Here is a 16,351-nt window from a genome sequence, read left to right on the forward strand (position 1 = left end):
CCACCCCGTGTGAGGGCGGGCCGTCATGAGTCCTGCAAGGGTGCAGGAGTACGTCCGTCAGGCCGCTTCGGCAGCCTCATCCGGATCGCGCAGAACGTAGCCGCGGCCCCACACGGTTTCGATGTAGTTGGCGCCCCCGCAGGCATGCGCAAGCTTCTTGCGCAGCTTGCAGATGAACACGTCGATGATCTTCAGTTCCGGTTCGTCCATCCCGCCGTAGAGGTGGTTCAGGAACATTTCCTTGGTCAGCGTTGTACCCTTGCGCAGCGACAGCAGCTCGAGCATCGCGTATTCCTTGCCGGTCAGGTGCACGCGTGCGCCGTCGACCTCGACCGTCTTGGCATCGAGGTTCACGACGAGCTTGCCGGTGCGGATCACTGACTGCGAATGGCCCTTGGAACGGCGCACCACGGCGTGGATCCGGGCGATCAGTTCCTCACGGTGGAAAGGCTTGGTCACGTAGTCGTCCGCGCCGAAACCGAAGGAGCGAACCTTGCTGTCCATTTCGGAGATGCCGGAAAGGATGAGGACCGGGGTCTGCACCTTGGCCACCCGCAGCTTCTTGAGCACATCATAGCCGTGCATATCGGGCAGGTTCAGGTCGAGCAGGATGATATCGTAATCATACAACTTGCCCAGATCGAGGCCTTCCTCGCCAAGGTCTGTAGAGTAGACGTTGAACCCTTCTGCGGTGAGCATCAGCTCGATCGCACGGGCCGTCGTCGGTTCATCCTCGATCAGCAGCACTCGCATGGGTCAGTCCCTTCTTGCCCCGATGCCCGCAGCTTACGCAGCCTTTACGGACATTGCGTTCTATTAACCATATGACCAATGAAGGTTAAAGGTTAATTCGCAGTAAACACCGCATTTGTCCTTAAGATGGTGCACCAGAACCTTAAAGGCCGGACTGGCCGCATCTCTGACCGCCAGATTGTCAACCTGTCGGAGCCATGGGCGCCTGCATGATGCGGCGCGCTGGCCTCACGGGAGCATCGGGCTGATCGATCCGCCGCAGGTAGCTCCACAACCCGCATTGCAGGCCGACCAGCATGAGGATGAAGGGCTGGAACGCGATGCCCACGAAGAGAGAACCGAACAGATAGACGATCTGCGCCAGTTGCAGCGCCACCGCAAGCGGCGCCGCCCAGGCCTCTTGAGCTTCCCTGCGGTTTTTCCAGCGCCGGCGGATCAGCTCCATCTGCACCAGACCCGAGATCTGCAGCAGCAGCCATAGCACAAGGCCGGGGAAGCCCTGTTCGCCCAGCATTTCGAAGTAGCTCGAATGAAAAGCGCGCCCGGTTTCCACGATCGGCGTGCGCGTGATGCTCACGCTGCTGCCGGATGTCTGGGTCGTGACCGTCTCGTAGGAGGCCTTGCTGGAGAGGTAGACCTCGAAGCCGCCGCCAAGTGGATTATTCTTCGCGTAGTCCCAGGTCCACTTCCACACCCCGATGCGGGTGCTGGCGGATTGATCGGACTGGTGATTCTCGATCGTGTTCATGCGCTCGAGGTAGGACTGCGGCAGGAACGGGACGGCGATCAGGAGGGCAAGGCCCATCCCGGCGGCGATCAGCACCCGGTGCCTCGCGGTACGCAGGTACAGAACACAAAGGATCGCGAGGCAAACGAGGCCGGTGCGGGCCTGCGTGCCCACCGGAATCAGCGAACAGGCGAAAACGAGCGCACCGGCGAAGAGCCATACCCGCCAGTCCGGCGGAAAGATCGTGCCGTAGCGCGCAAGCCAGATCGCCAGCGGAATGATAGCGATGGCGACGCACGAGAGGATCGAGCCTTCGTAGAGGCCGGTGTTGTTCTCCACGAAGATGACCAGCGCGCCATAGCCGCCCCCGCCCATGGCCGTCTTGAGGCCGCCATCGATGATGAGCGCACTGGCGGAAAGCACCATCGCCAGCGCGACCGCTTCGATCCGCAACCGGGTGCGAAGAGTAAGCGGCAGGAACATGGCGAAGACCAGAGCCTTCCAGACCCATGACCACTTCGTGAGCGCCTCCTGGGGATAGTCGGCCGTCAGCGTGGTCAACGCGCAGTACGCCAGCAGCAGGCCCATGAGGCCTTGCCGCCAGGTGAATCGCGAATCGCGCTTGTCGTCGAAAACCAGCCAGCCGAGAAAAGCCGCGGCGAACGCCATTAACGAAATCGGCAGGCGGCTGAGAAAACCCCAGGAAATGATCTGGGGCGCCACGATATCGACGTAGAGGTAACAGAGCACCCAGAGGAACGGGCGCCGGAATCCCATCAGCAGCATGACGGCGAAAAACCCGGTCAGGGCGAGGTTAAGCATCGCTGCCCCCCGGTTCGTCACGACAGACCTTCATCGTGCGTATGCCCTTGCGCGAAGGCGGCTCGTCGGACCGGCCCTTTTCCTCATCGAGATCCGGACGCCACAGCAAGCGCCATGCGGCAAGCAGAAGCAGGCCGTGCGAGATGGCGAGAGCGAGGATATCGACCATGAGGAGGTCCGGTTAGCAGCCGCGAGTTGACGCCGCGTTAAGCCATCGTGTCTACTCCTGCAAAGCCATGACCCGCATCCTCCACGTCCTCGACCATTCGCTGCCGATCCACAGCGGCTACACGTTTCGCACGCGCGCAATCCTGAAGGCGCAGCAGAGCATGGGGCTGGAGGTTCGCGGCGTCACCGGACCCCGGTACAACGATGGCGACACCTTGGTGGAGGAACACGACGGGTTGCTCTTCCACCGTGCAGCGGGCAAGCCCAGAGGCGTGCCGATCCTGCGCGAATGGCATGAGATCGCCCTTTTCGCACAGGCGATCGAGCGGGTTGTGGCCGAGTGGCGCCCGGACGTCATCCATGCGCATTCGCCGGTTCTGTGCGGACAGGCCGCCCTGCGGGTGGCGCGCCGCCATGGTCTTCCCCTCGTCTACGAGATCCGCGCGTTCTGGGAAGATGCCGCCGTGGGCAATGGCACCGGCACGCAGGGCTCGTTCAAGTATCGCCTGACACGCGCCCTGGAAACGCATGTCGTGAGCCGGGCCGATGCCGTGGTCACGATCTGCCAGGGGCTTCGCGCCGATCTCATCGGTCGCGGCATCGCACAGGACAGGATCAGCGTCATGCCCAATGGCGTCGACCTCAAGTTGTTCGGCACCCCTCTGCCGCGCGATCCCGGACTCGCCCGCTCTCTCGGGTTCGAGGGGCCGAACGGGCCATGCCCGGTGATCGGATTCATCGGCAGCTTCTACGACTACGAGGGCCTTGATATCCTCATCGACGCCATGCCCGCCCTGATCGCGCGCCAGCCCGAGGCGAGACTGCTGCTCGTCGGCGGCGGCCCGCGCGAGGAGGCGTTGCGCGCGCAGGCCTGCGCCTCTCCGGCGGCCGGAGCGATCCGCTTCGTCGGACGAGTGCCGCATGAGGACGTCGACCGCTACTACGCCTTGTGCGACATCATGGCCTACCCCCGCAAGAAGAGCCGGCTGACGGACCTGGTGACGCCGCTCAAGCCGCTGGAAGCAATGGCGCAGGGCAAGCTGGTGGCCGCCAGCGACGTGGGCGGACATCGGGAGCTGATCGCCGATGGCCGGACCGGAATTCTCTTCAGGCCGGACGACGTGCAGGCCTGCGCCGATTCGCTGGCGCGTCTGCTGGACGCCCGGGCCGATTGGGACGTATACCGCCGCTCCGCCCGCGAACACGTCGAAATCGGGCATGACTGGGCCCGGAACGCCCGCCATTATTCAGTCATTTACCAAATGCTGGCAGCACGAACCAATCACGCCGGACTCGCTGCCTGACGGCCGGTACCAGTTCAACACACGGGGTAAGTTCAGTGGCCGAGACCAAGCGCAGCTCCACAGGCGCAGAGCAGCCGATCACCCGCCATCCTCTGTTTCCCGCTATCGTGGCGCTCTGGTGCGGTGCGATCGCCGGACTTTGCAGCCTGGCGGTCAGTTCCTCGACCATCGAGGGACTGGTGCTGCTGCTGGGGATCGACAAGGTCCTGCCCATGGCTGCCCCCCCGCTCGGGGCGACGATGCGCATCCTCTTCGCGCTCTCGGTCACCGTTGCGGGAGCCTTGGTTGGCGCTCTGGCGACCCGCCGTCTGGTGCGCCCCGGCCCCGCGCTGGAACAGAGCCCTCTTCTTGCGGGTGGCAACGACCATGCCGCCGACGCGCTGCCTCAGGTCGGCGCCCGCCGGCGTCGCGCCCGCACGATCGAGCCGGAGGCCGCACCCGTCGTCGACGAAGACGTTGCCGCACCGTTCGACACGATCGTGGCGGACGCTTCCCCCTCTCCGGCCACCGAGACTCCCATCCTCAACGTCGCCGACTTCGAGATCGCACACTTCGACGAGGCGTTCGAGGCAGCACCTTTCCGGCGGTCCCCGCCCTTCGAACAGGCGCCGCTGCCCGAGCCCGAGAACTTCCCCGTCTGGCTGGAGGCGCACGCGGAGCGCTCTGCCGAAGCCGGGGAAAGCACCGGCCAGCCGGAGGCATCGCCGCCGCCCGGCGCCCAGATCTTCAGACCCGCGCCGCAGTATCCGGCTGACACAGGAGCGCAAAGGCTGACCGAAGCGCGCCCGGACCCGTTCGATGTGTATGCCAGCGAAGGTGCGCCGACACGCGGGGCGGCTGAAGGACCCGGCTTCAGCCTGTTCGCGCCTTCTCCTGAGGCTGATGCCGTCGACGCCGATCATGCCGAACCCGTCGATGCACTGCCGCCCTTGACGGCAGAGGCTCACCCGACCGCCTCCGCGCTGGACGCGAGCAGCGCCGAGCGTATTGCGGGTGCCGACTTGGCCACCCTTTCGCAGGTCGAACTCGTCGAGCGTCTTGCCATCGCCATGGAGCGCCGCCGCGACAGCATCCGCAAGGCGGCTCGTGAGGCCTCAAGCGCAGCACTCGCCAGCGCGGCCACCGGAGCGTTTCCTGTCGGAGGCCCTAACGTCGATACCATCGCTACGGGCAGCGAAGCGGCTCCCCTGCCGTCGCTCATCGACCCCCGGTCGGCGCGTCCCGCCGATCCCCGGGAGGACGCGGAGACATCTCGGGACACCTACGCTGCTGGCAGCGAACACGCATATGGCGGCTCGGCCGATGGCGGCCTCGGCGTTGTCCCGTTCCCCGCGAACCGGATCACGCCTGATGTCCAGCCCGAGGGGGATGGCGACGAGGTGGTCCTGCAGCAGGGCTATTCCTCTTTGCTCAGCCTTTCGCGGCAGGCGGCGGTGCGCAAGCCCGTTCTCCAGTTCGGCGATCCGGATGATGCCGGCGACGAGATGGCGCACTCCACGCCGGCGCAGTGGGATGAAGATGGGCAGCAGGACGACGATGACGCCGCAGACGCTGCGGCCCAGCCCTTCGGGAGTGATCCAACGCAGTCCTCCGCCGGTCGTCCCTTCGACGCTCCCGGATCTGGAAAGACCGAGGCGACAGAGAAGGCGCTGCGCGATGCACTGGCCACGCTGCAGCGCATGAGCGGGGTTGGCTGACCCACTGGTTAGAAGCACCACGAAGCTTCGATAAACCCGCAAGGAGCAATCCTTGCGGGTTTTTTGATAATAAAATGCCAGCAACTAACCTTTCTGCGTCACCTTAATGCGCAACACTGGCTCTTCGGCATTGCAAAATGGTGCCGTAATCGTCATGGGGACCGTGGGGTCACTATGCCGCGTGGGGTCGCTCGCACGAGTCGTGCGAATCCGCAGGCATACCCGGTGAGCCTCGCAGAAAATGACAGGATGGGTTTTATCGATGGGATTTCCTAAGCCCCAGGGCCTTTATGATTCGCGCAATGAACACGACGCCTGTGGCGTGGGCTTTGTCGCCCATATCAAGGGCCAGAAAAATCACGCAATCATTACCCAGGCATTGGAGATTCTGAAAAACATCGACCATCGCGGTGCGGTGGGTGCAGATCCCCTGCTGGGTGACGGCGCGGGCATTCTGACGCAGATTCCCGATGCCCTGTTCCGCACCTGGGCCCAGGCCGAAGGCGTCGAACTGCCGAAGGCGGGCGATTACGCCGTGGCCATGTGCTTCCTCCCGCAGGACGATGCCGCCCGCGAGATGATCGTCGCGATCTTCGAGAAGTTCATCAAGAAGGAAGGCCAGACCCTGCTGGGCTGGCGCGACGTGCCCGTGACACTCGACGGTCTGGGCAAGACCGTTCTGGAGTCGATGCCGGTCATCCGCCAGTGCTTCGTGGGCCGTGGAGACAATTGCGCGGACCAGGATGCGTTCGAGCGCAAGATCCTGGCGATCCGTAAGCAGACGCAGAATCCGCTCAAGGCTCTGGCCGAAAAGCACGACATGCCGGGGCTGACCGAGCTTTACATGCCGAGCTTCTCCAGCCGCACGATCGTCTACAAGGGCCTGCTCCTGGCGACCCAGGTCGGCTCCTTCTACGACGACCTGCGCAATCCGGAGTTCGTCTCGGCACTCGGGCTCGTGCACCAGCGCTTCTCGACGAACACCTTCCCCAGCTGGAAGCTGGCGCACCCCTTCCGCTTCATGGCTCATAACGGCGAGATCAACACCGTTCGCGGCAACGTGAACTGGATGAACGCACGTCGCCGCACCATGGAATCGGAGCTGTTGGGCGCCGACCTCGACAAGATGTGGCCGCTGATCCCCCACGGTCAGTCGGACACCGCGTGCCTGGACAACGCGCTCGAACTGCTGCTCGCCGGTGGTTACAGCCTCGTCCACGCGATGATGATGCTGATACCGGAAGCCTGGGCGGGCAACCCGCTGATGACGCCGGAACGCCGCGCCTTCTACGAATACCATGCCGCCCTGATGGAGCCATGGGACGGCCCTGCCGCCGTAGCGTTCACCGACGGGCGCCAGATCGGCGCGACGCTCGACCGCAACGGCCTGCGTCCGGCCCGCTTCCTCGTGACCGACGACGACCTGTGCGTGATGGCGTCGGAAAGCGGCGTTCTTCCGATCAAGGAAGAGAACATCGTGCGCAAGTGGCGCCTGCAGCCCGGCCGCATGCTCCTGATCGACTTCGAAGAAGGCCGCATCATCGAGGATGAGGAAATCAAGGCCAAGCTCTCCGAGGCCGAACCTTACGAAAAGTGGCTGGAACAGGCGCAGTACAAGCTCGCTGACCTCGACGTGATCGAACCGGAACTGGCCGAGCTGCCCAAGCCGACCGGCACCCTGCTCGATCGCCAGCAGGCCTTCGGCTACACGCAGGAAGACGTGTCGCGGTTCCTCGAGCCGATGGCGCTGATGGCGGACGACCCGCTTGGCTCGATGGGCACCGACACGCCGATCCCGGTGCTATCGAACAAGTCCCGCCTGCTTTACGACTACTTCAAGCAGAACTTCGCGCAGGTCACCAACCCGCCGATCGATCCGATCCGCGAGGAACTGGTGATGAGCCTCGTCACCATGATCGGTCCGCGCCCCAACCTGCTCGGCCACGATGCCGGTACGCACAAGCGCCTCGAAGTCAGCCAGCCGATCCTCACGAACCTGGGCCTTGCCAAGATCCGTTCGGTCGAGGCGGCGCTTGACGGCGCATTCCGCACCGACACCATCGACATGACCTGGGACGCTCGCACCGGTGCCGAGGGCCTCGAACTCGCTATCAAGGAAATGTGCTGGGCCGCGACCGAAGCGGTGCTGGCGGACAAGAACATCCTGATCCTGTCCGACCGTGCGCAAGGCCCCAACCGCATACCGATGCCCGCACTGCTGGCGACCGCCGCCGTCCACCACCACCTCGTCCGCCAAGGCCTGCGCATGCAGACCGGCCTTGTCGTGGAAACCGGCGAAGCGCGCGAAGTGCATCACTTCTGCGCTCTGGCCGGGTATGGCGCGGAAGCGATCAACCCCTACCTCGCGCTTGAGACGATCGAGGACATCCGCGTCCGTAAGAACCTGCCGGTTTCGGCCGAGCAGGCGGCGAAGAACTATGTCTACGCCATCGGCAAGGGCATTCGGAAGGTCATGTCCAAGATGGGCATCTCGACCTACCAGTCCTATTGCGGCGCGCAGATCTTCGATGCCGTCGGCCTTTCGACGGCTTTCGTCGACAAGTACTTCACCGGCACCGCGACCTCGATCGAGGGCGCAGGTCTGGCCGAGATCGCGGAAGAGACCGTGCGCCGTCACGCGGCGGCCTACGGCGACAACCCGATCTACAAGAACATGCTGGACGTGGGCGGCATCTACGGCGCGCGCATCCGCGGCGAGGAACACGCCTGGACCAGCACCAACATCGGCCTGCTGCAGCACGCCGTGCGCGGCAACATCCCTGAAAAATACAAGGAATTCGCGCAGACCATCAACGATCAGTCGGAGCGCATGCTCACGATCCGTGGTCTGATGGAATTCGTGCCCGGCCAGTCGATCCACATCGATGACGTGGAGCCCGCCAGCGAAATCGTGAAGCGCTTCGCAACCGGCGCCATGAGCTACGGCTCGATCAGCTGGGAAGCGCACACCACGCTGGCGCTGGCGATGAACCGCATCGGCGGCAAATCGAACACCGGCGAAGGCGGCGAGGATCCCACGCGCTTCAAGCCCCTGGCCAACGGCGACACCATGCGGTCGTCGATCAAGCAGGTCGCCTCCGGCCGCTTCGGCGTCACCACCGAGTACCTCGTCAACGCCGATGACATCCAGATCAAGATGGCGCAGGGCGCGAAACCGGGTGAAGGCGGTCAGCTGCCCGGTGACAAGGTGGACCGCACGATCGGCGCCACCCGTCACTCCACGCCCGGTGTCGGCCTGATCTCGCCCCCGCCGCACCACGACATCTACTCGATCGAGGACATCGCGCAGCTCATTCACGATCTCAAGAACGTGAATCCGACGTCCCGCGTGTCGGTCAAGCTGGTGTCCGAAGTGGGTGTGGGCACCGTTGCCGCAGGGGTTTCCAAGGCCCGCGCGGACCACATCACGATCGCCGGCTACGAAGGCGGCACCGGCGCTTCGCCGCTGACGTCGCTGACTCATGCGGGCTCGCCCTGGGAGATCGGCCTTGCCGAAACCCAGCAGACGCTGCTGCTCAACAACCTGCGCAGCCGCGTAGTGGTGCAGGCCGATGGCGGCCTGCGCACCGGCCGCGACGTTGCCGTGGCCGCCCTGCTGGGTGCCGAGGAGTTCGGTTTCGCCACCGCACCGCTGATCGCGGCGGGCTGCATCATGATGCGCAAGTGCCACCTCAACACCTGCCCGGTCGGCGTCGCCACGCAGGACCCGGTGCTGCGCGCGCGCTTCACCGGCCAGCCCGAGCACGTGATCAACTACTTCTTCTTCGTCGCCGAGGAACTGCGCGCGATCATGGCCGAACTCGGCTTCCGCACCATCGCGGAGATGGTGGGACGCGTCGACAAGCTCGACATGAAGAAGGCCATCAGCCACTGGAAGGCGAAGGGCGTCGACCTCTCCAAGGTGCTCTACCAGGCACCGCAGGGAGACAGCCCGTCCCTCGGCTGGAGCGAAGTGCAGGATCACGGCCTTGAGAACGCACTCGACAACACACTGATCGAAGCCGCGGCCGACGCGCTGGAAAACCGCCAGGCCGTGCGCATCGAGAAGAACGTCATCAACGTCAACCGCACCGTCGGCGCCATGCTGTCGGGCGAGGTCGCCCGTCGCTATGGCCATGCGGGGCTTCCCGACAACACGATCAACGTGAAGCTCACCGGCGTCGCCGGCCAGAGCTTCGCCGCCTGGCTTGCCCACGGTGTGACGCTCGACCTGACCGGAGATGCCAACGACTATGTCGGCAAGGGTCTTTCCGGCGGCCGCGTGATCGTGCGCCAGCCCGCCCACGTCGATCGCGATCCGACCAAGAACATCATCGTCGGCAACACCGTTCTTTACGGTGCCATCTCCGGCGAAGCGTTCTTCAACGGTGTCGGTGGCGAGCGTTTCGCCGTCCGTAACTCCGGCGCGATCGCCGTTGTCGAAGGCTGCGGTGATCACGGGTGCGAATACATGACGGGTGGTGTCGTGGCGGTGCTGGGCAAGACCGGCCGCAACTTCGCCGCCGGCATGTCGGGCGGCATCGCCTACATCTACGACGAGGACGGCGAGTTCGAGAAGCTCGTCAACCCTGCCATGGTCGACCTGCTCAGGATCTCGCCCGAAGCTGACGAGGATGAAGGCACCGGTCGTCCCCAGCAGCGCACCGCCTCGGTCACTGATCTGGGGATGGGCGACCCGCTGCGGCACGATGCGGAGCGCCTGCGCATCCTGCTTGAACGCCACCATCTGCACACCGGCTCGAAGCGGGCCCGTGCGCTGCTCGACGACTGGTCGAACACGCTGGGCAAGTTCGTGAAGGTGATGCCGCGCGACTATGCGAGGGCACTTCGCCAGCAGGAGGCCGAGCGCCGCGAAGCCACCTTGGTCGCAGCAGAATAAGATTTAGGAACACAAGAAGATGGGCAAGGAAACCGGCTTCCTCGAACTCGACCGTCAGGACCGTACGTACGGTCCGGTCGAGGATCGCCTGAAGAACTATAACGAGTTCGTCGTACCCCTGGCGCCGGAGGCGCTGAAGGGGCAGGCATCGCGTTGCATGAACTGCGGCGTGCCGCACTGCCACACCGGCTGTCCGGTAAACAACATGATCCCGGACTGGAACCACCTGGTCTACGAGGATGACTTCCGGACCGCCCTGGAAGTCCTTCACTCGACCAACAACTTCCCCGAGTTCACCGGTCGCATCTGCCCCGCCCCGTGCGAAGCGGCCTGCACGCTGAACATCATCGACGAACCCGTCACCATCAAGTCAGTGGAATGCGCGATCGTCGACAAGGGGTGGCAGGAAGGCTGGATCACGCCGCAGGTGCCGGAAAAGCGCACCGGCAAGTCCGTGGCTGTCGTCGGCTCCGGCCCGGCAGGCATGGCCTGTGCGCAGCAGCTCGCCCGCGCCGGCCACTCGGTCACCGTGTTCGAGAAGAGCGACCGCGTGGGCGGGCTGATGCGGTACGGCATCCCTGACTTCAAGCTGGAGAAGCACCTCATCAATCGCCGCATGGTGCAGATGATGGCCGAGGGGGTGGAGTTCAAAACCTCGGTCGAGGTCGGCGTTACCGTCTCGGTCGCCTCGCTGAAGGAAAACTTCGATGCGGTGGTCTTCGCGGGCGGCGCGGAGGATCCGCGTCCGCTGGCGATCCCGGGCTTCGAACTTCCGGGCGTGCGCTACGCCATGGAGTTCCTGACCCAGCAGAACAAGCGTAACGCCGGTGACGACGAAGTGCGCGCGGCTCCGCGCGGGTCGCTCGTCGCCACCGGCAAGCACGTCATTGTCATCGGCGGCGGCGACACCGGGTCGGACTGCGTAGGCACCTCCAATCGCCAGGGCGCCGCTTCGGTGACCCAGCTCGAGATCATGCCGCGTCCGCCCGAAAAGGAGGACAAGGCGCTCTCCTGGCCGTTCTGGCCCCTGAAGCTGCGCACCTCGTCGAGCCACGAGGAAGGCGCCACCCGCGACTGGGCCGTGCTCACCAAGCGTGTCATCGGCGACAATGACGTCAAGGGGCTGGAATGTGTCCGTGTCGAATGGCAGGGCGGCAGGATGCAGGAGATCCCGGGCAGCGAGTTCACGCTCCAGGCCGACCTCATCCTGCTGGCCATGGGCTTCGTCGGCCCGCGCAAGGCCGGCATGCTTGACCAGTCCGGTGTCGAACTTGACCCGCGTGGAAACGTGAAGGCCAACGTCTTCGAGTACCGCACCAGTGACGAGAAGATCTGGTCCTGCGGCGACATGCGCCGCGGCCAGTCGCTGGTCGTGTGGGCGATCCGCGAGGGCCGCCAGTGCGCCCGCGCGGTGGACGAAGCGCTCATGGGCGCCAGCGTCCTCCCCCGCTGACGCAGTCACATCGGCAGGGAAAAGGGCGTGCCACGCGGCGCGCCCTTTTCTGTTGTCCGTTCAGGATACGGAGAAACGGCCGCACCGGCGATCACTTGCGTGCGCGCCTTGACCCGCAGCAGAGCTCACGGCTTCTTCGTCCTGGCAAGGGAGACATCAATGCTGCTTGAAATCGCGGAGATCGAAGTTCGTACGGGCTCCGAGGATGAGTTCGCCGCCGCCATGCGGAGCGCCGGCATCGCACACCTCGCCGCCTGTGACGGCGTCGTCTCCGTACGGTTCGGCCGCGGCGTCGAGAACTCTTCCCGCTTCACCTTCAACGTCATCTGGACCTCGCTGGAAGCGCACGAGGCAGCTCGCGACCTCGAAGCCTTTGGCAAGTTCCGCGCCTGTTTCGGGGATTTGACGACCGCAGGGTCCATGAACCACTACGTCATGGACGATGCCGTGCCGGGACCGGCCGCCTGATCCTGCCAATCGATCGTTCCGCGTCCGTGCGCCTTCAGGAACGCGTTGGCCTTGCTGAAATGCCGGCATCCGAAGAAGCCGGCGTGCGCGGACAGCGGGCTTGGGTGAGGTGCGGTCAGCACCAGGTGGTGGCTATCCGCCAGTCCCGGAACGCTGAGGGCCTTCTTCTGAGCGTGATTGCCCCAGAGCAGGAAGACGCAGGGCTCCGGCTTCGCAGCCACAGCCGCCACAGCCGCATCGGTGATGGCTTCCCAGCCACGCTTCTGATGCGATCCGGCGCGGCCTTCCTCGACGGTGAGGGCGTTGTTCAGCAACAGCACGCCCTGTCGCGCCCAGTGCTCCAGATTGCCGTGCGCGGGAGGCTGCACGCTGCAGTCGGCGGCCAGTTCCTTGTAGATGTTCTTCAGCGAGGGCGGTGTACGAACACCGTGCTGCACTGAGAACGACAGGCCATGCGCCTGTCCCGGCCCGTGGTAGGGGTCCTGCCCCAGGATCACGACGCGCACGGCATCAAGGGGCGTCAGTTCGAGCGCGCGAAGCCGCAAGTCCCGTGCTGGGTGAATCCGCTTGCCCGCTGCTTCCTCGGCCTCGAGCCATTCACTCAAGCTGCGGGCCTCCGGCGCGTCGAGCACAGGGCGCAGCGCCGCTGCCCAACCGGCGGGAACGCTCTGCCTGTTCTGTGTTGCCGTCATGCCGACCTCCTGGAAAAACCATCCCGGAGCGCGCCGCGCCATTGCGAAAGCCCCGGCCAGTCCCTAAGCATTTCCGGATCATGGCTGTCTATCTCCACGAAGAAGATCTCCCCGAAGGCGTCCTGGCGCCGGGTACCGTCGCAATCGACACCGAAACCATGGGCCTCATCACGGCTCGTGACCGGTTGTGTGTCGTGCAAATCTCCGATGGCCGAGGGGACGAGCATCTTGTCCGCTTCGGCGTCGACAGCACGTACGATGCACCGAACCTCAAGGCCGTGCTGGCCGACCCGGAGCGCCTGAAGCTTTACCACTTCGCGCGGTTCGACCTGGCCGCGATCGAGCATTACCTCGGCGTCACGGCGGCGCCCGTCTTCTGCACGAAGATCGCCAGCAAGCTCGTGCGCACCTACACCGACCGCCACGGCCTCAAGGATCTCGTGCGCGAACTCCTTGGCAAGGAAGTGTCCAAGCAGCAGCAGTCGAGCGACTGGGGCGCTGCGGAACTGACCGATGCGCAGAAGGAATACGCCGCGTCGGACGTGCGGCACCTGCATGCGATGCACGAAATCCTCGTGACCCGGCTCGCCCGGGAAAACCGGACGGAACTCGCCCAGGCCTGTTTCGATTTCCTCCCGGCGCGTGCGCGTCTGGACCTTGCCGGCTGGCCCGAGCACGACATCTTCAGCCACGAAGCAGCCTGATCGCCCTTTCGGGAGTTGTGTGATCCGTCATGTCCGTTGAAGCCGTTCAGATCCGTAATCGTCGCCGGCAATTCGCCGCGCCGGGCGGTTCGCATGACCGGCTGGTGGCGCTTTTGGCCAAGATCCTGCCTGCGGGCATCGGCCTGATCGCGGCGGTGATGATCCTCGTGCCCCTCTCCCCCCGGGGCGAAATCAGCTTCCTGCTGGACCGCAACAAGGTCGCCGTCACCAACGAGCGGTTGCGGGCCGATGCGGCGGCCTATCGCGGAAAGGACAACAAGAACCGCGATTTCGTGGTGAAGTCCGGCAGTGCGGTGCAGAAATCCGCCGCCACTCCGATCGTCGAGATGCTGGAACTGCAGGCACTGCTCAACCTCAACGACGGACCGGCCCGGATCGTCGCTCCGCGCGGCGCGTACAACTACGAACGCGAACAGCTCGCCGTTGAAGGACCGGTGAAGTTCGCCGCTCCCGACGGCTACAGCATGACCACGAGCAATGTCGCCGTGGACGTGAACAAGCAGATTGCGATAGCGTCCGGCGGGGTTAACGGTACGGTGCCGACCGGCACGTTTCGTGCCGACTCCATGAAGGCCGATCTCGAAAACCGCACCGTGACGCTGGAGGGGAATGCGCGCCTGCACATGACTCCCGGAAAACTCAGGATACCCCGATGACCGCCTCAAAGACGCTGCCCCGCATCGCGATTGCGCTTCCCGCGCTCGCCCTTGCCGCCCTGGCAGGATCGCAGCAGCTGGGGGCGCAGGTTTTCTCGGGCCACAACTCCAACGCGCCGGTGGATTACGCTGCGGATCGCATCGAACTGCAAGACAGGCAGGACCGGGTCATCCTGTCCGGCAATGTGGATGTCAAGCAGGCCGACCTGCGCCTGCGTGCGGCTCGGACCGTGGTGAACTTCACGAATCAAGGGTCGATGCAGATCCAGCGGATCACCGCGAGCGGCGGCGTGACCGTTTCGCGCCCCAACGAAACCGCAACAGGCGACGTCGGCATTTACGACTTCAACCAGAAGATCATCACGATGACGGGGAATGCCACGATCAAGCGCAGCAACGGCGATGTCCTGCGCGGGGGTCGCCTCGTCGTCGATCTGAACAGCGGCGTATCCACAGCTTCGGCGGGACCGGGCGGCCGCGTTTCGGGTACGTTCTCCGTCCCCAAGCAAGGCGGTAACTGACGATCCAGCCCAGCAGGCCCTGTTGGCTCAGAACGCCTTGTCGTGAACCAGCACGCGAAGGGTGAGGAAGACGATCTGCAGATCGCGCATGATCGTCCACCCCTCCAGATACTCCAGATCAGCCTGTAGCCGATTCACCAGATCCTCTTCGTGATCGGTGGCACCCCGGAAACCGCGAACCTGCGCCAGTCCGGATAGTCCGGGCTTCAGGCCGTGGCGTTGCCAGTACCGCAGATCGACTTCCCAGAACAGCTTGTCGCCCGCCAGCGAACCCGTTGCATGGGGGCGGGGGCCGACAAGGCTCATGTCCCCCAGCAGCACGTTGAACAGCTGCGGAAGCTCGTCGATGCTGGTGCGGCGGATGAAGCCGCCCACCCGGGTGACGCGCCGATCGTCGCGCGACGCGGAGACGTTGCCGTTGAGGTCGCACAAGCCTGTCGTCATCGACCGGAACTTGTACATGGTGAAGAAGCGATTACCCCTCCCCATCCGGCGCTGCCTGAAGAACACCGGGCCACCGTCCTGCAGCTTCACGGCCATCGAGACGACGATGAGAAGCGGGGACAGGATCAGTATGGCCGTACCGGCAAAAGCCACATCGAACAGCCGCTTTATCGCCCTGTCGCGAAGCCCCAGAGGACCGGCGGAAACCATCAGAAGTCCGTGCTTGCCGACCACCCGCGCACCCTGCGCCCCGAGGCGGGCCACTTCGTTGTCCAACACCTCCCCGTCGATGTTGGCCCCCTTGAGCATCCTTGCCCACTCCACCCGGCGGCCAACGGGGCAGCTGACGATCACGCGATCGATGTTGCGAAGGACGAGGCCAATGCGGTCCAGTGCGTGAGGGTCGTTGAGGTTGGGCCGGAGCCCCATGGCCGCGGCGGAGATCCGGATGGCACCACGGATGTGCACCTGAGGGCCGCCATCATCGATGATGAGTTCGTTGAGGATGCTCATCCCGCAACGCCAGCGGATGAAAGCCCGCAATTGCAGCCGCATCGACGCCGTGAACACCATCGCCGCGATGGCGCCTCCGTTGAAGGCCGAGCGGGACAGGTCCGTCTGCGGTCGGATCAGGAATTGAGTGAAGACCAGCGCGACGACGCCGATCATAATTGCCACGAAAGCGCGCCAGATCCCCTTCCATGGCTCTTGAAGCGCCGCGGCGGAGTACGCCCCGTTGTAAAGCGCGAGCGCAAGGTAGATCGGGAGAATCAGCTGACCATGAATCGCGCCCTCGCGCAGGCCGGGCAATCCCGTCAGGAGATAGCCGACGGCGAGGAACGCGGCGAAGATGGCCACGATATCGCCCGCGACAAGGGTGGCGTAACACTGGAGGCGCCGTCGCTGCCGTGAAGGTGCGACGATCAGGTCATCGGCGATCACTCCGGGATTCGCGAGCACGCGCGGTTCGAAGGGCGCATTCATGACGGCGGCACCGCGATTGGCGAACTCACGTTAGCGT

Annotated in this window: 13 protein-coding genes; 8 read left to right on the top strand and 5 right to left on the bottom strand. The window is 64.7% G+C overall.

Translation table 11 applies throughout. From position 1 onward, the window contains the following. Window positions 1-57 precede the first annotated feature (57 nt). The 3 genes from ctrA to C2R25_RS20715 form a co-directional block, all read right to left on the bottom strand. Window positions 58-753, bottom strand: coding sequence for a response regulator transcription factor CtrA (gene ctrA, locus C2R25_RS10625; protein ID WP_007688003.1), 696 nt, complete (start codon window positions 751-753; stop codon window positions 58-60). A 181-nt stretch (window positions 754-934) separates the two neighbouring features. Further along, on the bottom strand, window positions 935-2,302 hold the full coding sequence (locus C2R25_RS10630) for a putative O-glycosylation ligase, exosortase A system-associated (protein ID WP_103729153.1): 1,368 nt from the start codon (window positions 2,300-2,302) through the stop codon (window positions 935-937). Beyond that, entirely contained in the window at window positions 2,295-2,471 is a 177-nt protein-coding gene (locus tag C2R25_RS20715; RefSeq protein ID WP_199183810.1) for a hypothetical protein, read from the bottom strand. The genes C2R25_RS10630 and C2R25_RS20715 overlap by 8 nt, the downstream gene beginning before the upstream one ends. 67 nt (window positions 2,472-2,538) lie before the next feature. Here C2R25_RS20715 and C2R25_RS10635 point away from each other — a divergent pair, with 67 nt between their 5' ends. The 5 genes from C2R25_RS10635 to C2R25_RS10655 all read left to right on the top strand — a co-directional run bounded on the left by C2R25_RS10635 (window position 2,539) and on the right by C2R25_RS10655 (window position 12,292). Next, complete coding sequence (locus tag C2R25_RS10635; protein WP_103729154.1) at window positions 2,539-3,774, top strand: TIGR04063 family PEP-CTERM/XrtA system glycosyltransferase; 1,236 nt, start codon at window positions 2,539-2,541, stop codon at window positions 3,772-3,774. Window positions 3,775-3,809: 35 nt separating this feature from the next. After that, window positions 3,810-5,471, top strand: coding sequence for a hypothetical protein (locus C2R25_RS10640; RefSeq protein WP_103729155.1), 1,662 nt, complete (start codon window positions 3,810-3,812; stop codon window positions 5,469-5,471). A gap of 262 nt (window positions 5,472-5,733) precedes the next feature. After that, on the top strand, window positions 5,734-10,371 hold the full coding sequence (gltB, locus tag C2R25_RS10645; RefSeq protein ID WP_103729156.1) for a glutamate synthase large subunit: 4,638 nt from the start codon (window positions 5,734-5,736) through the stop codon (window positions 10,369-10,371). A gap of 19 nt (window positions 10,372-10,390) precedes the next feature. Beyond that, window positions 10,391-11,824, top strand: coding sequence for a glutamate synthase subunit beta (locus C2R25_RS10650; protein WP_103729157.1), 1,434 nt, complete (start codon window positions 10,391-10,393; stop codon window positions 11,822-11,824). Window positions 11,825-11,983: 159 nt separating this feature from the next. Then, entirely contained in the window at window positions 11,984-12,292 is a 309-nt protein-coding gene (locus C2R25_RS10655) for an antibiotic biosynthesis monooxygenase (RefSeq protein ID WP_103729158.1), read from the top strand. Here C2R25_RS10655 and C2R25_RS10660 read toward each other — a convergent pair. After that, window positions 12,253-12,984 carry a uracil-DNA glycosylase gene (locus C2R25_RS10660; RefSeq protein WP_103729319.1) on the bottom strand — a complete coding sequence of 244 codons (732 nt, stop codon included), beginning with the start codon at window positions 12,982-12,984 and terminating at the stop codon, window positions 12,253-12,255. The two genes, C2R25_RS10655 and C2R25_RS10660, sit on opposite strands and share 40 nt — an antisense overlap. 80 nt (window positions 12,985-13,064) lie before the next feature. Here C2R25_RS10660 and C2R25_RS10665 point away from each other — a divergent pair, with 80 nt between their 5' ends. The 3 genes from C2R25_RS10665 to C2R25_RS10675 are packed head-to-tail and all read left to right on the top strand — an operon-like array spanning window position 13,065 to window position 14,886. Continuing rightward, the gene (locus C2R25_RS10665; protein ID WP_103729159.1) at window positions 13,065-13,688 is read left to right on the top strand and encodes a ribonuclease D; all 624 of its coding nucleotides are present in this window, start codon (window positions 13,065-13,067) and stop codon (window positions 13,686-13,688) included. Window positions 13,689-13,717: 29 nt separating this feature from the next. Continuing rightward, window positions 13,718-14,365, top strand: a complete 648-nt coding sequence (gene lptC, locus C2R25_RS10670) for an LPS export ABC transporter periplasmic protein LptC (RefSeq protein ID WP_103729160.1) — start codon at window positions 13,718-13,720, stop codon at window positions 14,363-14,365. Next, a complete protein-coding gene (locus C2R25_RS10675; RefSeq protein ID WP_103729161.1) occupies window positions 14,362-14,886 on the top strand; it encodes an LptA/OstA family protein in 525 nt (174 codons plus the stop codon). Before lptC ends, C2R25_RS10675 begins: the two co-directional genes overlap by 4 nt. Before the next feature lie 27 nt (window positions 14,887-14,913). Here the strand turns inward: C2R25_RS10675 and C2R25_RS10680 are convergent, their stop codons facing one another. After that, the gene (locus C2R25_RS10680) at window positions 14,914-16,314 is read right to left on the bottom strand and encodes a sugar transferase (RefSeq protein ID WP_103729162.1); all 1,401 of its coding nucleotides are present in this window, start codon (window positions 16,312-16,314) and stop codon (window positions 14,914-14,916) included. Window positions 16,315-16,351 lie beyond the last annotated feature (37 nt).

The sequence above is a fragment of the Novosphingobium sp. HII-3 genome, assembly GCF_002916655.1.
In the GTDB taxonomy this organism is placed as follows: domain Bacteria; phylum Pseudomonadota; class Alphaproteobacteria; order Sphingomonadales; family Sphingomonadaceae; genus Novosphingobium; species Novosphingobium panipatense.